21 protein-coding genes and 3 tRNA genes are annotated in these 18,479 nt (G+C 66.6%); 22 read left to right on the top strand and 2 right to left on the bottom strand.

Annotated elements, in window-relative coordinates; genetic code table 11:
- Positions 1 to 67: 67 nt before the first annotated feature.
- From AB5J62_RS02030 to AB5J62_RS02050, 5 genes are all read left to right on the top strand, one after another.
- Positions 68 to 140 (top strand) — tRNA-Thr (locus tag AB5J62_RS02030).
- Between the two features lie 51 nt (positions 141 to 191).
- A tRNA-Met gene (locus AB5J62_RS02035) sits at positions 192 to 264 on the top strand.
- 90 nt (positions 265 to 354) lie between these two features.
- The gene (gene rpmG / locus AB5J62_RS02040; protein ID WP_091293539.1) at positions 355 to 519 is read left to right on the top strand and encodes a 50S ribosomal protein L33; all 165 of its coding nucleotides are present in this window, start codon (positions 355 to 357) and stop codon (positions 517 to 519) included.
- A 127-nt stretch (positions 520 to 646) separates the two neighbouring features.
- Positions 647 to 1,096: a MaoC family dehydratase N-terminal domain-containing protein gene (locus tag AB5J62_RS02045; protein ID WP_370946391.1), complete on the top strand. Its 450-nt coding sequence runs from the start codon at positions 647 to 649 to the stop codon at positions 1,094 to 1,096.
- Positions 1,093 to 1,497: a MaoC family dehydratase gene (locus AB5J62_RS02050; protein ID WP_370946392.1), complete on the top strand. Its 405-nt coding sequence runs from the start codon at positions 1,093 to 1,095 to the stop codon at positions 1,495 to 1,497. Before AB5J62_RS02045 ends, AB5J62_RS02050 begins: the two co-directional genes overlap by 4 nt.
- Here the strand turns inward: AB5J62_RS02050 and AB5J62_RS02055 are convergent.
- The gene (locus AB5J62_RS02055; protein WP_370946393.1) at positions 1,494 to 2,393 is read right to left on the bottom strand and encodes an SGNH/GDSL hydrolase family protein; all 900 of its coding nucleotides are present in this window, start codon (positions 2,391 to 2,393) and stop codon (positions 1,494 to 1,496) included. The genes AB5J62_RS02050 and AB5J62_RS02055 overlap by 4 nt on opposite strands.
- Positions 2,394 to 2,689: 296 nt before the next feature.
- On the opposite strand from AB5J62_RS02055, the gene AB5J62_RS02060 reads away from it, so the two are divergent.
- From AB5J62_RS02060 to AB5J62_RS02085, 6 genes are all read left to right on the top strand, one after another.
- Positions 2,690 to 2,762: transfer RNA gene (locus AB5J62_RS02060), tRNA-Trp, on the top strand.
- A gap of 26 nt (positions 2,763 to 2,788) precedes the next feature.
- Positions 2,789 to 3,187 carry a preprotein translocase subunit SecE gene (gene secE, locus AB5J62_RS02065; RefSeq protein WP_091293545.1) on the top strand — a complete coding sequence of 133 codons (399 nt, stop codon included), beginning with the start codon at positions 2,789 to 2,791 and terminating at the stop codon, positions 3,185 to 3,187.
- 77 nt (positions 3,188 to 3,264) lie between these two features.
- Positions 3,265 to 4,068: a transcription termination/antitermination protein NusG gene (nusG, locus tag AB5J62_RS02070; RefSeq protein WP_370946394.1), complete on the top strand. Its 804-nt coding sequence runs from the start codon at positions 3,265 to 3,267 to the stop codon at positions 4,066 to 4,068.
- 79 nt (positions 4,069 to 4,147) lie between these two features.
- On the top strand, positions 4,148 to 4,582 hold the full coding sequence (gene rplK, locus AB5J62_RS02075; protein WP_091293549.1) for a 50S ribosomal protein L11: 435 nt from the start codon (positions 4,148 to 4,150) through the stop codon (positions 4,580 to 4,582).
- Positions 4,583 to 4,671: 89 nt separating this feature from the next.
- Positions 4,672 to 5,388: a 50S ribosomal protein L1 gene (gene rplA, locus AB5J62_RS02080; protein WP_370946395.1), complete on the top strand. Its 717-nt coding sequence runs from the start codon at positions 4,672 to 4,674 to the stop codon at positions 5,386 to 5,388.
- Positions 5,389 to 5,462: 74 nt separating this feature from the next.
- A complete protein-coding gene (locus AB5J62_RS02085; protein WP_370946396.1) occupies positions 5,463 to 6,236 on the top strand; it encodes an alpha/beta fold hydrolase in 774 nt (257 codons plus the stop codon).
- On the opposite strand, the gene AB5J62_RS02090 is transcribed toward AB5J62_RS02085, so the two are convergent.
- Positions 6,233 to 7,045 (bottom strand): hypothetical protein, encoded by an 813-nt coding sequence (locus tag AB5J62_RS02090; RefSeq protein WP_370946397.1) that lies wholly within the window; start codon positions 7,043 to 7,045, stop codon positions 6,233 to 6,235. The two genes, AB5J62_RS02085 and AB5J62_RS02090, sit on opposite strands and share 4 nt — an antisense overlap.
- Positions 7,046 to 7,337: 292 nt before the next feature.
- Here AB5J62_RS02090 and rplJ point away from each other — a divergent pair, with 292 nt between their 5' ends.
- The 11 genes from rplJ to AB5J62_RS02145 all read left to right on the top strand — a co-directional run bounded on the left by rplJ (position 7,338) and on the right by AB5J62_RS02145 (position 18,460).
- A complete protein-coding gene (rplJ, locus tag AB5J62_RS02095; RefSeq protein ID WP_370946398.1) occupies positions 7,338 to 7,892 on the top strand; it encodes a 50S ribosomal protein L10 in 555 nt (184 codons plus the stop codon).
- Between the two features lie 51 nt (positions 7,893 to 7,943).
- Entirely contained in the window at positions 7,944 to 8,330 is a 387-nt protein-coding gene (gene rplL / locus AB5J62_RS02100; RefSeq protein WP_370946399.1) for a 50S ribosomal protein L7/L12, read from the top strand.
- 341 nt (positions 8,331 to 8,671) lie between these two features.
- Entirely contained in the window at positions 8,672 to 9,838 is a 1,167-nt protein-coding gene (locus AB5J62_RS02105; RefSeq protein WP_370946400.1) for an ATP-binding cassette domain-containing protein, read from the top strand.
- 38 nt (positions 9,839 to 9,876) lie between these two features.
- Positions 9,877 to 10,629 carry an ABC transporter permease gene (locus AB5J62_RS02110; protein WP_091294218.1) on the top strand — a complete coding sequence of 251 codons (753 nt, stop codon included), beginning with the start codon at positions 9,877 to 9,879 and terminating at the stop codon, positions 10,627 to 10,629.
- A gap of 4 nt (positions 10,630 to 10,633) precedes the next feature.
- Positions 10,634 to 11,473 carry an MlaE family ABC transporter permease gene (locus tag AB5J62_RS02115; RefSeq protein ID WP_370946401.1) on the top strand — a complete coding sequence of 280 codons (840 nt, stop codon included), beginning with the start codon at positions 10,634 to 10,636 and terminating at the stop codon, positions 11,471 to 11,473.
- Positions 11,470 to 12,816 (top strand): MCE family protein, encoded by a 1,347-nt coding sequence (locus tag AB5J62_RS02120; protein ID WP_370946402.1) that lies wholly within the window; start codon positions 11,470 to 11,472, stop codon positions 12,814 to 12,816. Before AB5J62_RS02115 ends, AB5J62_RS02120 begins: the two co-directional genes overlap by 4 nt.
- The gene (locus tag AB5J62_RS02125) at positions 12,813 to 13,844 is read left to right on the top strand and encodes an MCE family protein (RefSeq protein WP_370946403.1); all 1,032 of its coding nucleotides are present in this window, start codon (positions 12,813 to 12,815) and stop codon (positions 13,842 to 13,844) included. Before AB5J62_RS02120 ends, AB5J62_RS02125 begins: the two co-directional genes overlap by 4 nt.
- Positions 13,841 to 14,827 (top strand): MCE family protein, encoded by a 987-nt coding sequence (locus tag AB5J62_RS02130; RefSeq protein ID WP_370946404.1) that lies wholly within the window; start codon positions 13,841 to 13,843, stop codon positions 14,825 to 14,827. The genes AB5J62_RS02125 and AB5J62_RS02130 overlap by 4 nt, the downstream gene beginning before the upstream one ends.
- On the top strand, positions 14,824 to 16,005 hold the full coding sequence (locus tag AB5J62_RS02135; RefSeq protein WP_370946405.1) for an MCE family protein: 1,182 nt from the start codon (positions 14,824 to 14,826) through the stop codon (positions 16,003 to 16,005). Before AB5J62_RS02130 ends, AB5J62_RS02135 begins: the two co-directional genes overlap by 4 nt.
- The gene (locus AB5J62_RS02140) at positions 16,005 to 17,201 is read left to right on the top strand and encodes an MCE family protein (protein WP_370946406.1); all 1,197 of its coding nucleotides are present in this window, start codon (positions 16,005 to 16,007) and stop codon (positions 17,199 to 17,201) included. The genes AB5J62_RS02135 and AB5J62_RS02140 overlap by 1 nt, the downstream gene beginning before the upstream one ends.
- Positions 17,201 to 18,460 carry an MCE family protein gene (locus AB5J62_RS02145; RefSeq protein WP_370946407.1) on the top strand — a complete coding sequence of 420 codons (1,260 nt, stop codon included), beginning with the start codon at positions 17,201 to 17,203 and terminating at the stop codon, positions 18,458 to 18,460. The genes AB5J62_RS02140 and AB5J62_RS02145 overlap by 1 nt, the downstream gene beginning before the upstream one ends.
- Positions 18,461 to 18,479 lie beyond the last annotated feature (19 nt).

The raw sequence follows: 18,479 nt of genomic DNA on the forward strand, positions 1-18,479 counted from the left end.
GGGTACCCCCCTGCGCAAGGGTCCCGAGGGCCTGTGTAATCTTTACAGCGCAACAAGTCGAGAACAGGCCCCTTTAGCTCAGTCGGCAGAGCGTCTCCATGGTAAGGAGAAGGTCTACGGTTCGATTCCGTAAAGGGGCTCGGTGATCTGGCCGCGATACGCACGCGTGTCGCGGCTTGGGTCATGTACAGGGCGGTGTAGCTCAGTTGGCAGAGCAAACGACTCATAATCGTTGTGTCGCCGGTTCAAGTCCGGCCATCGCTACGCTGGGTAGGACCTTACGGCCCCGCCCTTCTCCACAGTGATCATCGGACCGCTGTGAACTGCTTTGATCTTTAGAGAAAAGGAAATGCTGTGGCTTCCACTGACGTGCGACCCAAGATCACGCTGGCGTGCGAAGAGTGCAAGCACCGCAACTACATCACCAAGAAGAACCGGCGCAACGACCCGGACCGCTTGGAGATGAAGAAGTTCTGCCCGAACTGCGGTACGCACCGGACTCACAAAGAGACCCGCTGACGTAAGCGGTTCTTCCACGCTTCGCATGAGCCGTCCCGGCCTGGCCGGGACGGCTTTTTGCTGTGAGGTGACTTACCGGCCCGGCTCGCGGCGGCCGGGTGAACACGGCGGCGGGTAGTCTCGCCGGGTGGCCCTCGATCAATCTTTTGTCGGGCGGAGTTACCCGCCGACCAGCACGTACGAAGTCAGCCGGGAGAAGATCAAGGAGTTCGCGGACGCCATCGGCGACGCCAACCCGATCTACCGTGACCCGGAAGTGGCCAAGGCGGCAGGCTATCCCGATGTGATCGCCCCGCCGACCTTCCTCACCACGATCAACCTCGCCGCGATCAACGTGGTCGTCTCCGACCCCGAGCTCGGACTCGACTACTCGCGGATGGTGCACGGCGACCAGTCGTTCAACCACGTGCGCCCGGTGCACGCCGGCGACGTGCTGTCGCTGACCGTCCACGTCGACGACATCATGGACCGCGCGGGCAACGACTTCATCACCCTGCGCGCCGACATCGCAGCCGACGGCGGCGACCTGGTCTGCACGACCCGTGCCCAGCTGGTGGTCAGGAGGGAAGAAGCGTGAGCGTCGAGGTCGGAACCCAGCTGCCGCCGGTCACCGTGCACGTCACCCGTGAGCAGCTCGTGCGCTACGCGGGCGCGTCAGGCGACTTCAACCCGATCCACTGGAACGAGCGGTTCGCCAAGGAGGTCGGCCTGCCGGACGTCATCTCGCACGGCATGCTCACCATGGCGCTCGCCGGCCGGATCGTCACCGACTGGCTGGGCGACCCCGGCAAGCTGCTGGAGTACTACGTCCGCTTCACCAGGCCGGTCGTCGTGCCCGACGACGCCGACGGCGCGCTCGTCGAGTTCACCGCGAAGGTCGCCGAGGTCCGCGACAACGGGACCGCGCGCGTCGATATCACCGCCAAGTTCGACGGGAAGACCGTGCTGGGCAAGGCCCAGACCGTGGTCAAGCTCTAGTCGAGCAACTTCAGCACCACGTCGGCCATTCCTTGCTCGCCCTTCGCGTTGGGGTGCAAGGAAATGGCCTTCGCCGCGGGCACGACCGGTTCGATCCAGCGCGTGCCCGCGGCCGTGCAGAGGTCGTGGCCCTTGCTGGGCGTCGCCGTGTCGGCGAAACCCGCGTCATGGGACTTCGCCTGGTCCGCGAGCATGTCGTTCAGCTTGCCGAGCGCCTCGCGGAAGTACGCCACGTCGCCTGAGCCGACCGGCAGCGTCGGCCAGCAGCCGTCCCCGTCCGGAAGCACCGTCGGGTAGCCCACGACGATCACGCGGGCCTGAGGGGCCTTTTCGTGGATCTTGTCGAGCACCTGCCCGATACGCGGCGCCGTCGCTTCGATGCCCTCGGCGAGCTGGTCGCGCCCGCCCGCGGTCAACCGGTCGCGGCAGGGCGACGCGTTCGCGTTCGTGGTGGCGCAGGTGCTGCCGATGCCGATGAAGCCGACGTCGTTGCCGCCGATACCGAGCGTCACCAACGTGGTTTCGGCGTTCAGCGCGCCGAGTTGCGGGGGATTGGTGCCGTTGCGGGTGGCCTGGGCGCCGGTCAGGTGGTCGGTGGTCGCGCCACTGCAGCTGACGTCGACGAACTCGGCCGGATTGATCTTCGCCGAGACCAGGTGCGGGTAGTTGTTGGTGGAGCGGTCGCAGCCCGCCGGCGTGCCCGCGGCGTTGCCGGTCTTCGGCGAGGACGTGTACGAGTCACCGAGCGCGACATACCGGCCGGTGCCGCCGCCGGTGGCCGGGCCGTCCGGCGGCGAGTCGGAGGACCCGTGCTTCGACTTGTAGTAGCCGAAGCCGAGCACGGCCGCGGCGATCACCACGACCAGCAGGCAGCCTCCGCCGCTCTTCTTCCCCACGCGTTCGTTTCTACGCGAACTCGGCGGCGCCCGCGTCGACGCACCGGGTGATGCCATGCTGTGATCGCAGTCACTTTTCGGTCGGCCCGGTGTCCTGTCGGCGCGACTGAAGGAGGGTGCGTGGAAAATCCCGCTTTCAGGCCGGTGAGCTGCTGGAAGACCGAGTAGTGGGGCGCGGTTGCGAAGGCCGGTTCGGGTTGCCGTAGACTTCTGGTCTTGGAACGCACTACGGTCATCCCCGCCAGGATGGTGGGGACGGTGAAATGCGTCCTCGGGACCGCTAGGGTGGGTCCCAAAGGGGTGTAGCTCAATTGGCAGAGCAGCGGTCTCCAAAACCGCAGGTTGCAGGTTCAAGTCCTGTCACCCCTGCGTCAACCACGTGGTGAAGCGGAGGAGTGGTCGTGAGCGACAGCGACACCAGCGGCGAGAAGGACACGGAGCAGGAGCCCAAGGCTTCGCGTCCGACCACCGCCGCTGAGCGGCGTGAGCGCCGCGCCTCCGCACGCCCGTCGGGCAAGTCCGGGGATGCCAAGGCACCCAAGGACAAGAGCGCCGACGCGAAGGACCGGCCCACTCCGAAGCGTGATCGCAAGGAGAAGAAGTCCTCCCCGCTGAGCCGCCTCATGCGGTTCGCCCGCGAGGTCTGGGCGGAGCTGCGCAAGGTCATCTGGCCGACGCGCAAGCAGATGGTCACCTACACGACCGTCGTGCTGGTCTTCGTCATCTTCATGGTGGCGCTGGTCAGTGGTTTGGACTTGTTGTTCGCTAAGGGCGTGTTCTGGCTGTTCGGCTGAGTGCGCCCGCGGCGTCGACGCGGGCCCCTGCCCGGGGCGAACACGGCACGTAGCGATCAAGGTTGAGAGGACGGAACGTGACCTCCGAGAACGGCACAGCAGCCGGTCAGGATCTGACCGAGCTTTCCGACGAGCAGGTGCACTCGGCCCTCGGCGACGAGGACTCCGTACACACTGAGCCCGTCGAGGTGGCCGCGGAGGACGCCGACGTCGCCGAAGAAGCTGCTGACGAAGAAGCAGCCGAGCCGGCTCCCGCCGCCGACGACCCGGTCGCGCAGTTGCGCGCCGAGCTCAACGCGGCGCCGGGCGAGTGGTACGTCGTGCACTCGTACGCCGGTTACGAGAACAAGGTCAAGACCAACCTCGAAACCCGTACGCAGACGCTGGACGTCGAGGACTACATCTTCCAGATCGAGGTGCCGACCGAAGAGGTCACCGAGATCAAGAACGGCCAGCGCAAGCAGGTGCAGCGCAAGGTGCTGCCCGGCTACATCCTGGTCCGGATGGACCTGAACGACGCCTCGTGGAGCGCGGTGCGCAACACCCCGGGTGTCACCGGGTTCGTCGGCGCCACCTCGCGGCCCTCGCCGCTCACCGTGGACGAGGTGCTGAAGTTCCTCGCCCCGCAGGTCGAGAAGACCGCGCCGGCCAAGCCCGGCAAGGGCGACACCGCCTCGGCGGAGGCGCAGCTCGGCGGCGGGACCGTCGAGGTCGACTTCGAGGTCGGCGAGTCGGTCACCGTCATGGACGGCCCGTTCGCCACGCTGCCCGCGACGATCTCCGAGGTCAACGCCGACGGGCAGAAGCTGAAGGTCCTGGTTTCGATCTTCGGCCGGGAGACGCCGGTCGAGCTGTCGTTCAACCAGGTCTCCAAGATCTGACGGCCGCGAGACGGCCGGCAGTCCCCGGGCACTGGCAGGTGTGCGGGGGACTCAAGTCAGTTAAGAAGGACACACAGAAATGCCACCCAAGAAGAAGAAGCTTGCGGCGATCATCAAGCTGCAGATCAAGGCGGGTGCGGCCAACCCCGCGCCGCCGGTCGGCCCCGCGCTGGGTCAGCACGGCGTCAACATCATGGAGTTCTGCAAGGCCTACAACGCCGCGACCGAGTCGCAGCGCGGGGACGTCGTCCCGGTCGAGATCTCCGTGTACGAAGACCGGTCGTTCGACTTCAAGCTGAAGACCCCGCCCGCCGCCAAGCTGCTGCTCAAGGCCGCCGGCGTCGAGAAGGGCTCCGGCGAGCCGCACAAGACCAAGGTCGCCAAGGTCACCTGGGACCAGGTCCGCGAGATCGCCACCACGAAGAAGACCGACCTGAACGCCAACGACATCGACCAGGCCGCGAAGATCATCGCCGGCACTGCTCGCTCGATGGGCATCACGGTCGTCGACTGACGTCTTTTCGTCACCAGCACCACGTGGGAGAGCCAAGTGCTGGCTCACACACCACACTGATCCAGTTTCGATAGTTAGGGACAGAAGCAATGCCTAAGCACAGCAAGGCCTACCGTACGGCCGCCGAGCTGGTCGACCGCGAGCGGCTGTACGCCCCGCTCGAGGCCGCCAAGCTGGCCAAGGAGACCTCCAAGACCAAGATGGACGCCACCGTTGAGGTCGCCATGCGCCTCGGTGTCGACCCTCGTAAGGCCGACCAGATGGTCCGCGGCACCGTGAACCTGCCGCACGGCACCGGTAAGACCGCTCGCGTCATCGTTTTCGCCGTTGGTGACAAGGCCGCCGAGGCCGAAGCCGCCGGCGCTGACGCGGTCGGCACCGACGAACTGATCGAGCGCATCCAGGGTGGCTGGCTCGACTTCGACGCCGCGATCGCGACGCCGGACCAGATGGCCAAGGTCGGTCGTATCGCCCGCATCCTCGGCCCGCGTGGCCTGATGCCGAACCCGAAGACCGGCACCGTGACCCCCGCGGTCGCGAAGGCCGTCTCGGACATCAAGGGCGGTAAGATCAACTTCCGCGTCGACAAGCAGGCCAACCTGCACCTCGTGATCGGCAAGGCCTCGTTCGACACCGAGAAGCTGGTGGAGAACTACGCGGCCGCGCTGGACGAGGTCCTGCGTGCCAAGCCGTCTTCCGCGAAGGGCAAGTACCTCAAGAAGGTCACCTTCGCCACGACGATGGGCCCGGGTATCCCGGTCGACCCGATGCGCACGCGCAACCTGCTCGTCGCCGACGAGGCGTGAGTTTGAGTTAGACATCACTGAAAAGGGCGGTCCCGCTTCCGGCGGGGCCGCCCTTTTTCGTGTGAGATAAGGGGATGCCGACTTTCGCCTCGTTCGACGGACTTCAGCTCAACTTCACCAAGTGGGACGGCGACGGCTCGCGCCGCCGCCCCGTGGTGCTGCAGCACGGTTTCGCCGCCGACACGAACGCGAACTGGATGGGACCGGGCGTCGTCGCCGCGCTGACCGCGGCCGGGTTCACGGTGATCTCGCTCGACGCCCGTGGCCACGGCCGTTCGGAGAAGCCGCACGAGGAGTCCCGCTACAGCGAAGACACGATGGCCCGTGACGTCTCCGCGCTGTTCGATTTCCTTGAGCTGGACGAGGTTTCGCTCGTCGGCTACTCGATGGGCGCGATCATCGCGCTGGGCGTCACCGCCGCCGACAAGCGAGTGCGGTGCCTGGCGACCGGTGGCGTCGGATCCGGGATCGTCGACTTCGGCGGGGTCGACACGCGCGTGGTCACGCCGGAGCAGATCAGTGCCGCCTTGCTGGCCGAGGAGACGCACTCACTGCCGCCCGCCAGCGCGGCTTTCCGAGTGCTGGCCGACATGCTGGGCGCCGATCGGCAGGCGCTGGCCGCCGTCGCGCGGGCGGCGCGGCCGACGCAGATGGACCTGACGGCGATCACCGTTCCGACACTCGTCGTCGCAGGCGACCAGGATCCGCTGGCCGCCGAGCCCGAGCGGCTGGCGGCGGCGATCGCGGGAGCCCGGCTGATCCGAGTGCCGGGTGATCACCTGGCGGCGATCATGTCGCCGGAGTTTTCGGGCGCCCTGGTCGATTTCCTGGTGGCCCAGGACGTTTAGCGGGTTGGGCCGGTCGTCGGGGACGGAGCCGGGCAGGGGTCCGGCTCCTCCAGGTGGTCGATGATGATCCACTGACCCTTGTTGACCTTCTGGACCACGAAGGCGCCCAGTGGCGGGCCGTCGTGCGCGCCGCCGAACTTGCACGAGCTGATCGTCAGGGTGTCGCTGGTGATCGGGTCGGAGACGCTCATCGGCATCGAGCGCGCGTAGTCGCTCTGGTTGGTGACCTTCGCGTGCAGCGCCTCGACGGCGGTCTTGCAGTCGGTGAAGCCCATGTGACCGGCGAACTTCTGGTCGGCGCCGTTCTTGAACCGCAGGCAGGCGTCCTTCGGGATGTTCTGCGCGACGTTGTTGTAGATGAACCAGACCGCCTCGTACGGGGTGGTCGAGTAGAGCAGGTTCGTCTTGTAGGTGCCGCCGCCTTCCTTCGCGAGCTGCTCCGAGGTCTTGCCTTCGTCGCTCGGGAAGAAGTGGTTGTACGCCCAGGTCGCGGCCAGGCCGAGCAGGACGATCGCGATCACCCAGGCCAGCACCTTCTTGCCAAGCCAGGTTGCCCACTTCGGCGCCTTCATCTTGCGCGGCGGCGCTGGCACGATTTCGCCGGGCGGGCCCTGCTGCCAGGAAGGTTGCGGCTGAGCGGGCACGACACCGCCGCCTTGGCGCTGGGCTTCGGTGAACTTCAGGTAGTCCTGGAACTGTTGGAACTGCTGGAATTGCCGCAGCTGCTCCTCGTCGAGTGGTTGCGGTGAGCTCGGGGTGCTCGGCTGGAGCTCCTTGCCCGGCTGGTCGTCTCCACGCTGTTCCGCCACCCGTACATGATGCCCGTTCCAGTGCCCTCTTACCCGCTAAAGGGGGGCCGAAACAAGGCTGATCTGCGGTGACGTATGCTGGTCAACGGTTCTACCGAAGACCGCTGGTTTTCTTCCGCGCCTCCTGGCGCGGAGAACGAAGGTCCCGTTGCCACGGGCGGCCCGCGCAGGAGGAACGAGGCTAGCACTTAACGGTGTATTTCGACGCCCCGCGCCTGTCTGCGCTGGGGCGTTTTCGTCGTTTCGGGGACTCCTTCAGGCCAGTGATCACTAGCCAAGAGAGGAGGCGACCATGGCGAAGCCCGACAAGGTGGCGGCCGTCGCCGAGATCGCGGAGAACTTCCGCACGAGCTCGGCAACCGTTGTCACGCAGTACTCCGGTCTTTCCGTGGCCCAGCTTTCCAAGCTGCGTCTTGCTCTCGGCACCAGCGCCAACTACCAGGTCGCGAAGAACACCCTCGTCAAGCGTGCCGCCACGGACGCCGGCGTCGAGGGCCTCGAGGACCTTTTCGTCGGCCCGACCGCCATCGCCTTCGTCACCGGCGAAGCGGTCGACGCCGCGAAGGCGCTTCGCGACTTCGCGAAGGACAACAACGCGCTTGTCATCAAGGGCGGCTACATGGACGGCCGCGCCCTCACCGTCGACGAGATCAGCCAGATCGCCGATCTCGACAGCCGTGAGGTCCTGCTGTCCAAGGCCGCCGGTGCGTTCAAGGCGAAGCTGTCCCAGGCCGCGGCGCTGTTCCAGGCTCCCGCTGCCCAGGTCGCCCGCCTGGCCGCCGCGCTGGAAGACAAGCGCAAGGACGAGTCTGGCGATGCACCCGCCGAAGCACCTGCCGAGAGCTGAACACCCCACCACCCCGAACTCTTTTAGTTCGTTTTCAGAGAGGAAGCCATCATGGCTAAGCTGAGCACCGCCGAGCTGATCGACGCCTTCAAGGAGCTGACGCTGCTTGAGCTGTCGGACTTCGTCAAGGAGTTCGAGACCACCTTCGACGTCACCGCCGCCGCCCCGGTCGCCATGGCCGTTGCCGGCCCCGCCGGTGCCGCCCCGGCCGCCGCCGAGGAGCAGGACGAGTTCGATGTCGTCCTCGAGTCCGCCGGTGACAAGAAGATCCAGGTCATCAAGGTCGTCCGTGAGGTCGTCTCCGGTCTGGGCCTGAAGGAGGCCAAGGACCTCGTCGAGGCCGCCCCCAAGGCTCTCCTCGAGAAGGTCGACAAGGAGGCCGCCGAGGCCGCCAAGGAGAAGCTCGAGGCCGCGGGCGCCAAGATCTCCATCAAGTGATTTCAGCCGCCTAGGCGGACTGGCTCCACTTCTGAAAAGGGTGGGCACTCTTCACGAGTGCTCACCCTTTTCTTTTGGGTCGTGAGTGTTTTGACCGGTTAGAACCGGCCGTACCACTCACGACTCTTTTTCTGCGGGAAAGTGCGATGTGCACTACGGTGCTGCGGGTGTCCGGTCACGGCCGGATGACGATCACCTCGGGGGTGGTCAGGGGACAAAACTGGTGAGTAACCTGTGCCCACTCCACTCGTTGAGCCTGGTTGACGCCACTGGCGCCAAACGCCAGGGCCCACGGTGCGAGAAGTGCGGCGGTTCGATGCGGAACAGCTCCGGGAGGTGCGATGGGTGCCGAGGTGGTCGTCGAAGGTCTGACCAAGTCCTTCGGTAAGCAGGCCATCTGGCGGGACGTCACACTGACGCTCCCCCCTGGTGAGGTGTCGGCGATGCTGGGGCCGTCGGGTACCGGCAAGTCGGTGTTCCTCAAGTCGATGATCGGGCTGCTGAAGCCCGACCGCGGGCGCTGCGTGATCAACGGCGTCGACATCGTCACCTGCTCCGAGCACAAGCTTTACGAGATCCGGAAGCTCTTCGGGGTGCTCTTCCAGGATGGTGCCCTTTTCGGGTCCATGAACCTGTACGACAACGTGGCCTTCCCGCTGCGGGAGCACACGAAGAAGTCCGAGACTGAGATCCGCAAGATCGTCCAGGACAAGCTGGAGATGACCGGCCTTGCCGGTGCGGACAAGAAACTTCCCGGCGAGATCTCCGGTGGTATGCGCAAGCGTGCCGGGCTGGCCCGTGCTCTCGTGCTGGACCCGCAGATCATCCTGGTCGACGAGCCGGACTCCGGGCTCGACCCCGTGCGCACCGCGTACATCTCGCAGCTGCTGATCGACCTGAACACGCAGATCGACGCGACGATCCTGATCGTTTCGCACAACATCAACCTGGCGCGGACCGTGCCGGACAACCTGGGCATGCTGTTCCGCAAGGAGCTGGTCATGTTCGGGCCGCGCGAGGTGCTGCTGACCAGCGACGAGCCGGTGGTCGAGCAGTTCCTGAACGGGCGCAAGCGTGGGCCGATCGGGATGTCCGAGGAAAAGGACACCGCGACCATGGCCCGTGAAGAGGCCGAGGCCGCCGCCGGGCATCACGACGGTTCGCCCGACGAGGACGTGCGGGGTGTCATCCCGCAGATGCAGCCGAGCCCCGGGTTGCCGGAGCGGACCGGTGAGCGTCGCCGGAAGGACCGGGTCATGCGGATCCTGCACACCCTGCCGCCCGCCGCGCAGGAAGGGATCATCGAATCCCTCAGCCCGGAGGACCAGCAGCGGTACGGCGTGCACCCGCACTCGCTCGTGCAGTCGACGCCGCGGCCCAGCCCCGGACCGGTGCCCAGCCAGCACCAGGGCCAGCTGCCCGCCGATCAGGTCGCCCAGTTCCCCGGGCAGCAAAGACCAGGTCAGCACCGCATGCGACCGGCTGATCCAGGGCAGGGACAAGGATGAGCTCATCGGCCACCAAGGCCAAGATCCCCGGTCTAGGCATGCTGAAAGAGACCGGGAATCTGTTCGCTCTCGGGCTCGACATCATTCGCGGGATCTTTCAGCGGCCGTTCCAGCTGCGTGAGTTCATCCAGCAGGCCTGGTTCATCGCCAGCGTGACGATCTTGCCGACCGCGCTGGTCGCGATTCCGTTCGGCGCGGTCATCTCGCTGCAGTTCGGCTCGCTCGCGCGGCAGCTCGGCGCGCAGTCGTACACCGGTGCCGGATCGGTGCTCGCCACCGTTCAGCAGGCGAGTCCGCTGGTCACGGCGTTGCTCGTGGCAGGCGCCGGTGGCTCCGCGATCTGCGCGGACATCGGCGCGCGGACCATTCGCGAAGAGATCGACGCGATGGAGGTGCTCGGGGTCTCGGCCGTGCAGCGGCTGATCGTGCCCAGGACGCTCGCGATGATGCTGGTCGCGTTGCTGCTCAACGGCATGGTCAGCGTCATCGGCGTGCTCGGCGGCTACTTCTTCAACGTGGTGCTGCAGGGCGGGACGCCCGGCGCCTACCTGGCGAGCTTCTCGGCGCTCGCGCAGCTGCCCGACCTCTGGGTCGGTGAGTTCAAGGCGCTGATCTTCGGTTTCATCGCCGCGGTCGTGGCCTCCTACCGGGGGTTGAACCCGTCCGGCGGGCCGAAGGGGGTGGGTGACGCGGTGAACCAGTCCGTGGTCATCACCTTCCTGATGCTGTTCGTGGTCAACTTCGTGATCACGCTGATCTACCTGCAGATCGTTCCTGGAAAGCTGGACTAGCCCCATGAGTTCCTTCACCCAGGGCGCGAAGCGGATCGCGAACCGCCCACTACAGACCCTCGACACGCTCGGCGACCAGATGTCGTTCTACGGGCGTGCGCTCGCGTGGACGCCCCGCGCCATCAAGCGGTACACCAAGGAGATCCTGCGGCTGCTGGCCGAGGTGAGCTTCGGGTCCGGCTCGCTGGCGGTCATCGGCGGCACGGTCGGTGTGATGGTCGGCCTGACGCTGTTCACCGGTGTGCTGGTCGGCCTGCAGGGCTACTCGGCGCTGAACTCGATCGGCACCTCGGCCTTCACCGGCTTCCTGACCGCCTTCTTCAACACCCGCGAGATCGCGCCGCTGGTCGCGGGTCTGGCGCTTTCGGCGACCGTCGGCGCCGGGTTCACCGCTCAGCTCGGCGCGATGCGGATCTCCGAAGAGATCGACGCGCTCGAGGTCATGGGCGTGCCGAGCCTGCCGTACCTGGTGACCACGCGGATCATCGCCGGGTTCGTCGCGGTCATCCCGCTGTACGTGATCGGCCTGCTGAGTTCGTATCTGGCGTCACGATTGGTCGTTATCTACATCTACAACCAGTCGGCCGGAACCTACGACCATTACTTCGACCTCTTCTTACCACCGCAAGACGTGCTCTATTCGTTCATAAAAGTGCTGATCTTCAGTGTGCTGATCATCTTGTCGCACTGTTACTTCGGCTACCGGGCCAGCGGTGGCCCGGCAGGTGTCGGCGTGGCGGTCGGCAAGGCCGTCCGGCTCAGCATTGTCACGGTCTCGATCGTGAACTTCTTCATCGGTTTCGCCATCTGGGGAACCGACGTGACGGTAAGGATCGCTGGATGAGCGGGATCGCCACGGTCAAGCGGCGCCTGTTGGGCCTCGCGCTGATCGTCGTGCTCGTCGGAGGCGTCGCGCTCAGCATCGCCCTGTACGACAAGGCGTTCACCAAGGTGGTGAGCGTGAAACTGCTGGCTGACCGGATCGGCAACCAGCTGCTCACCCAGTCCGATGTCAAGGTGCGCGGGCTGATCGTCGGCTCGGTCAAGAACATCGACGCCACCCCGGACGGCGCCGAGCTCACGCTCGCGCTCGACCCGGACCACGCCCAGCTCATCCCGGAGAACGTCTCCGCGCGGTTCCTGCCGAAGACGCTGTTCGGCGAGCGGTTCGTCTCGCTGGAGATCCCGGAGCAGCCGTCGGCGCGGGCGCTGCACGACGGCGACGTCATTCCGCAGGACCGCACCTCCAACGCGGTCGAGCTGGAACAGGCCTTCTCCCACCTACTACCCGTGCTGCAGGCCGTCCAGCCGCAGAAGCTCTCCGCGACGCTGACCGCGATCTCGACCGCGCTGCAGGACCGTGGCAAGCCGCTCGGCGAGACGCTCTCGCAGCTCGGGCAGTACATCGGTGACCTGAACCCGCATCTGCTGCCGGACCTGCAGCACGATCTCCAGGCGTTCACGAAGTTCACCGACAACGTCAACAAGGTGGCGCCGGACCTGGTGTCCAGCCTCGACAACCTGAGCACCACGACCAGGACGGTCGTGGACCAGCAGTCGAACCTGACGAACCTCTACGCGAGCATGACGAAGGCGTCGGTCGACCTGCAGGCGTTCCTCGAAGCCAACTCCGACAACATCATCCGGCTCGCCGACACGGCGCGGCCGACCGCGGAGCTGCTCGCCAAGTACGCGCCCGAGTACCCGTGCGTGATCGGGCAGATGGCCGACCTCGTGCCCAAGATCGACAAGGCGCTCGGCAAGGGCACCGATCACCCCGGCCTGCACGCGACCATCGAGATCACCACGACGCGCGGGCCGTACATCGCGGGCAGGGACGAGCCGGAGTTCCTCGACAAGCGCGGACCCCGTTGCTACGCCATGAAGAACCCGCCCGCGAACTTCCCGCAGCATCCGCCGGACGGTCCGATCAAGGACGGCAGCGTCTCGCCGCCCGCGGCGAAGACCATCGACGACGGGCTCAACCCGAGCAACTTCATCGCCGACGCCGGCGGCTACAACGGCAACGGCGCGGCCGGTGGCAACCCGGCGAACACCGCGGGTGAGCAGGGCTTCCTCGCCCAGCTGCTGGGTCCGCAGGTAGGTATGGACGCCGCCGCGGTGCCCGGCTGGGCCACGCTGCTCGTCGGCCCGCTCTACCGAGGCGCGGAGGTGACCGTCAAATGAGGGGACTGCTCGCACCGCTGATCAAGCTGAGCATCTTCATCCTGGTCACCGTGCTGTTCACCACCGTGCTGGGCATCAGCATCGCGAACATCAACACGACCAGCACCAACAGCTACAAGGCGCGGTTCTCCGACGCGACGCTGCTGCTGGCCAACGACGACGTCCGCATCGCGGGTGTCCGAGTCGGCCAGGTGAAGGACGTCAAGATCGTCGACAAGCGCCAGGCCGAGGTCGAGTTCGAGGTCGACGCCGGCCGCAGGCTGCCTGCCGGGGTCACCGCGCAGATCAAGTTCCGCAACCTGGTCGGCCAGCGCTACGTCTCGCTCGGCGAGGGCACCGACGACTCGGGCAAGATGCTCGAGCCGGGCGGCAGCATCCCGATCGACCGGACGACGCCCGCGCTCGACCTGACCGAGCTGTTCAACGGCTTCAAGCCGCTGTTCGTCGCGCTCAACCCGGAGGACGTCAACAAGCTGTCCTACGAGGTCATCCAGGTGCTGCAGGGCGAAGGCGGCACGATCGACAGCCTGCTGGCGCACACGGCGTCGCTGACCACCGCGATCGCCAACAAGGACCAGGTGATCGGCGAGGTCATCGACAACCTCAACAGCACGCTGGAGACGGTCAACGCGCACAGCCCGCAGCTGTCCGACCTGATCGTCAAGGTCCAGCAGCTGGTCTCGGGCCTGGCGCAGGACCGCAAGCCGATCGGCGACGCGATCGACTCGCTCGGCAAGCTCGCCGACACCACGGCCGGGCTGCTGGAGAAGGGGCGTCAGCCGCTCAAGGACGACCTCGCCGCGCTCGGCACGCTGACCAAGAACCTCAACGACAACGAGCCGGTCGTCGAACACTTCATCCAGTTCCTGCCCCAGAAGGTCGCCGCGCTGTCCCGCACGGCCGACTACGGCTCCTGGTTCAACTTCTACCTCTGTGAGGCGAAGGGCAGTGTGGCCTTGCCCCCGTTGATCAACGAGCCGATCGACCTGCCCATCCTGCCCGCGACCAGGGCCAGGTGTGGCGCATGAAGTCGTTCCAGAAGCGCAATCCGGTGCCGATCGCGCTGGTCGGCATCACGGTGCTGGTGCTCGGCCTGATCGCGGCGCTGAACTCCGAGGACCTCCCGGTGATCGGCGGCGGCACGACCTACAGCGCGGACTTCAGCGAGGCGTCCGGCATCCAGGCCGACAACGACGTGCGCGTCGCGGGCGTGAAGGTCGGCAAGGTCTCCGACGTCGAACTCGACGGCGACAAGGTCAAGATCTCGTTCAAGGTGTCCGGCGCCTGGATCGGCGACAAGACCAGCGCCGCCATCAAGATCAAGACGGTGCTCGGCCAGAAGTACCTGGCGCTCGACCCGCAGGGCACCAAGCCGATGGACCCCGGCGTGACCATCCCGCGCGACCGCACGATGGCGCCGTACGACGTGCTCGATGCGTTCCGCGATCTCTCGTCGACCGTCGACAACATCGACACCACGCAGCTCGCGAAGAGCTTCGACGTCATCTCGGACACCTTCAAGGACACACCGGACAACGTGAAGGGCGCGCTCAACGGCCTTTCGAAGCTGTCCGACACGATCGCCTCGCGTGACCAGAAACTGGCGAACCTGCTGGCCAACACCAGGCAGGTCAGCCAGACACTGGTCGACCGCGACGCCGAGGTCCAGAAGCTGCTCGACGACGGCAACCTGCTGCTGAACGAGGTCGCCAAGCGCAAGGAAGCGATCAGCAACCTGCTCCAGGGCACCAAGAACCTCGCCACGCAGCTGCAGGGCCTGGTCGACGACAACGACAAGCAGCTCGACCCGGTGCTCGCCCAGCTCGACCAGCTGACCTCGATGCTGCAGCGCAACCAGGACTCGCTGGCGCAGGGCATCGCGAAGTTCGCGCCGTTCATCCGGGTGTTCACCAACACCGTCGGCAACGGCCGCTGGTTCGACAACTACATCTGCGGCCTGCTGCTGCCGTCGATCGGCCCGATCAACGAAGAGGGGTGCTACGAGAAATGATGAGCACCCGACTGGGACAGACGCTCACCCGCGGCTTCACGCTCGCCGTGGTGCTGGCGCTGGTCGTCGCCACCGCGCTGTGGTGGACGCTCAAGGACGCCGGCCGCAACCACCTGACCGCCTACTTCGCCACCGCCGTCGGCCTCTACGAGGGCAACAGCGTGCGGATGCTCGGCGTCGACATGGGCAAGGTGACCAAGGTCGAGCCGATCGGCAACCAGGTCAAGGTCGAGCTGGAGTACGACAGCTCGGTCGCGGTGCCCGCCGACGCGCAGGCGCTGATCGTGGCTCCGTCGCTGGTCAGCGACCGGTACGTGCAGCTCGCGCCCGCGTACAAGGGCGGCGCGAAGATCGCCGACCGGGCGACCATCCCGCTCAACCGGACCTCGGTGCCGCTGGAGGTCGACGACCTCTACGCCAGCCTCGCGCGGGTGACCGAGTCGCTCGGTCCCAACGGCGCCAACAAGAACGGCTCGCTCTCGGACCTGCTCAAGACCGTCGCGAAGAACTTCGACGGCAACGGCGAGGCGCTCAACGAGACGATCACCAAGCTCGGGCAGGCGTCCGGGACGCTCGCGGGCAACAAGGACGACCTGTTCAAGACCATCCAGAACCTCGCGGGCTTCTCGCAGACGCTGGCCGACAGCGACGGCCAGGTCCGCAAGTTCGAGCAACAGCTCGCCGACGTCAGCGGATTCTTGGCCGGTGAGAAGGAAAACCTCGCCGAGACGGTCAAGCAGCTCGGCATCACGCTGGAGTCGGTCAGCGACTTCATCGAGCGCAACCGCGACCGGCTCAAGTCCAATGTGGACAAGCTGGCCAGCGTGACCAAGACGCTGGTCGACCAGCGCGGCGCGCTCGCGGAGATCCTCGACGTGGCGCCGGTCGGCCTCGGCAACGTGGTCAACAGCTACAACGCCGCGTCCGGCACGCTCGACGCGCGCGCCAACCTCAACGAGCTCACCCAGCCGCCGCTGGTGATGATCTGCAACCTGATCAAGCAGACGCCGAAGGCGCTCGACCTGATCGGTGACACCTGCAAGTCGCTGGCCGGGGTGCTCGACGGCGCGGTGCCGCTGCCGTCGATCGCGCAGGTGATCGCGGCGTCGAATAACGGGACCATCCCGGAGCTGCCGCTGCCGCTCACCGGCGCGCCGCGCACCACGGGAGGAAAGTGATGCGTACCAAGGCTTTCCTCGCCGTCTCGGCGGTGGCGCTGAGCGTCTCCGGCTGCGGCTTCAGCGGGATCTACGACATCCCGCTGCCCGGTGGCGCCGAGCTCGGCGATCACCCGTACACGGTCAAGGTCCAGTTCCGCGACGTGCTCGACCTCGTGCCGCAGGCGGGCGTCAAGGTCAACGAGGTGCCGGTCGGCCGGGTCGAAGCCGTCGGGCTGGCCAAGGACGGCTGGAACGCCGAGGTGACCGTGCGGGTCAACGGCGACGTGAAGCTGCCTGCCAACGCGCTGGCGAACATCCGGCAGTCGAGCCTGCTCGGCGAGAAGTTCGTCGAACTCGCCGCGCCGTCCGGCGGTCAGGGCACGCTCGCCGACGGCGCGACGATCCCGCTCGCGCGCACCAACCGCAACGTCGAGGTCGAGGAGATCCTGGGCTCGCTTTCCCTGCTGCTCAACGGTGGCGGGGTCGACCAGCTCAACACGATCACCAAGGAACTCAACAACGCGACCGAGGGCCGCGAGCCGGACATCCAGGCGCTGCTGAACAACGCGGACGAGCTGGTGTCCAGTTTGGACCAGCAGTCCGGCAACATCACCAAGGCGCTCGACGGACTGAACCGGCTTTCGGCGACGCTCAACGCGCAGAAGGACACCGCGGTCAAGGCGATCGACAACCTCGGCCCCGGGCTCGGCGTGCTCGAACAGCAGCGTGGCCAGCTGGTGACCATGCTCAGCGCGCTCAACAACCTCTCGGGTGTCGCGACCGAAACGATCAACAAGAGCAAGGAAGACCTCGTCGCCGACCTCAAGGCTCTGCTGCCGACGCTGCAGAAGCTCGGCGAGGCAGGCTCGAACCTTCCGAAGGCTTTGGAACTGCTCCTGACGTTCCCGTTCGCCGACAGCGCTTACGACGCGGTCAAGGGTGACTACTTCAACCTGTACGCGAAGGTCGACCTGAACCTGAACGAGATCCTGCAGAACCTGGGCCGCAGCAGGCAGAACCCGCTCGACGGCATCCTCCCGGTGCCGGGGCTGACCGGCGGCGTCCAGGGCGTGCCGGCGAACCAGCCGCCGCCGTTGCCGATACCCGGCCTGTTCGGCGGGAGCGCCCAGCAGGCGCCGGCCGGCGGCACGGGCGCGAGCCCGCAGCAGACCGGTCCCGGTGGGATCTTCAACCTTCTGTCCGGGGGGATCTGATGCTGCTGCGCAGGACGAAACTGCAGCTGGTCGCGTTCGCGATCATCTCCGTGGTGTTCATCGTGTACGCGCTGATCCGGTTCGCCGGCCTCGGCCAGGTCTTCGGCGACAGCGGCTACACGGTCAAGCTGCAGCTCAACGAATCCGGCGGCATCTTCCAGAACGCCGAAGTCACCTACCGCGGCTACAACGTCGGCCGGGTCGGCGAGATGCGGCTGACCAAGACGGGCCTCGAGGTCGACCTGAACATCGACCCGAGCGCGCCGCAGGTGCCGAGCGACCTCGAAGCCGTGATCGCGAACCGGTCCGCGGTCGGCGAGCAGTTCGTCGACCTGCGGCCCAAGAGCGACGCCGGGCCGTTCCTCAAGGGCGGCTCGGTGATCACCGCCGACCGCACCAAGACCCCGGTCAGCACCGAGCGCGTCATCGGCGACCTCGACTCACTGGCGGCGTCCGTGCCGACCGACGCGCTGCGCACGGTCGTCGACGAGTCGTACAACGCCTTCCAGGGCACCGGGCCCGCGTTGCAGCAACTGCTCGACGCGGCACGCAGCTTCACCGGCACCGCGCAGGACTACCTGCCGCAGACCGTGCAGCTGCTCGACGCCGGCAGCAAGGTGATCGACACGCAGAACGCCGAAGCGGGCAATCTCGCGTCGTTCAGCAAGAGCCTCAACGAGCTGACCGGCCAGCTGAAGTCGTCGGACGGCGACCTGCGCAAGCTGATCGGCATCACGCCGCGCGTCGCCGACCAGATCAGCGAGGTGCTCGCCGAATCCGGGCCAGGCCTCGGCGCGTTGACCGCGAACCTGCTCACCACGTCCAACCTCGTGGTCACCAGGCTCGACGGCATCGAGCAGGGCCTGGTCACCTATCCGCTGCTCGCCGGTGGCGCGCAGACGGTGGCGCCCGGCGACGGGACCGCGCACCTCGGCCTCGCGCTGAACCTGTTCAACCCGCCCTCGTGCACCAAGGGCTACCTGCCGTACAACCAGTTCCGCACGGCCACCGAGACCGCCCCGCGCGAGGCCAAGGCCGACGCGTACTGTGCCGAACCCAAGGGCAGCCCGATCGACGTGCGCGGCGCGCAGAACGCGCCGTTCAACGGGGTCCCGGTGATCCCGTCGCAGGCGGAGGTCAACGCCAACAAGGGCAGGAGCGCACAGGAGCTCGCGGACGCGCGCATGAAGGCGATACCCGGCATCGCGGGCAGCCCCGGCGTCACGCTGCTGAACCTGCCCCAGCTCATGGGGCTTTGACAGTGGTTACCTACTCTGG

Origin of the sequence: Amycolatopsis sp. cg5, assembly GCF_041346955.1 — a bacterium.
GTDB lineage: Bacteria > Actinomycetota > Actinomycetes > Mycobacteriales > Pseudonocardiaceae > Amycolatopsis.

Bases quoted from the DNA above. Each gene is read 5' to 3' on its own strand.
- rplL (WP_370946399.1), top strand. From the start codon at position 7,944: ATGGCTAAGCTGAGCACCGCCGAGCTGATCGACGCCTTCAAGGAGCTG.
- AB5J62_RS02125 (WP_370946403.1), top strand. From the start codon at position 12,813: ATGAGGGGACTGCTCGCACCGCTGATCAAGCTGAGCATCTTCATCCTG.
- rplA (WP_370946395.1), top strand. From the start codon at position 4,672: ATGCCTAAGCACAGCAAGGCCTACCGTACGGCCGCCGAGCTGGTCGAC.
- AB5J62_RS02135 (WP_370946405.1), top strand. From the start codon at position 14,824: ATGATGAGCACCCGACTGGGACAGACGCTCACCCGCGGCTTCACGCTC.
- AB5J62_RS02130 (WP_370946404.1), top strand. From the start codon at position 13,841: ATGAAGTCGTTCCAGAAGCGCAATCCGGTGCCGATCGCGCTGGTCGGC.
- AB5J62_RS02115 (WP_370946401.1), top strand. From the start codon at position 10,634: ATGAGTTCCTTCACCCAGGGCGCGAAGCGGATCGCGAACCGCCCACTA.
- rplJ (WP_370946398.1), top strand. From the start codon at position 7,338: ATGGCGAAGCCCGACAAGGTGGCGGCCGTCGCCGAGATCGCGGAGAAC.
- AB5J62_RS02140 (WP_370946406.1), top strand. From the start codon at position 16,005: ATGCGTACCAAGGCTTTCCTCGCCGTCTCGGCGGTGGCGCTGAGCGTC.
- AB5J62_RS02110 (WP_091294218.1), top strand. From the start codon at position 9,877: ATGCTGAAAGAGACCGGGAATCTGTTCGCTCTCGGGCTCGACATCATT.
- rplK (WP_091293549.1), top strand. From the start codon at position 4,148: ATGCCACCCAAGAAGAAGAAGCTTGCGGCGATCATCAAGCTGCAGATC.
- AB5J62_RS02145 (WP_370946407.1), top strand. From the start codon at position 17,201: ATGCTGCTGCGCAGGACGAAACTGCAGCTGGTCGCGTTCGCGATCATC.
- AB5J62_RS02085 (WP_370946396.1), top strand. From the start codon at position 5,463: ATGCCGACTTTCGCCTCGTTCGACGGACTTCAGCTCAACTTCACCAAG.
- AB5J62_RS02120 (WP_370946402.1), top strand. From the start codon at position 11,470: ATGAGCGGGATCGCCACGGTCAAGCGGCGCCTGTTGGGCCTCGCGCTG.
- AB5J62_RS02105 (WP_370946400.1), top strand. From the start codon at position 8,672: ATGGGTGCCGAGGTGGTCGTCGAAGGTCTGACCAAGTCCTTCGGTAAG.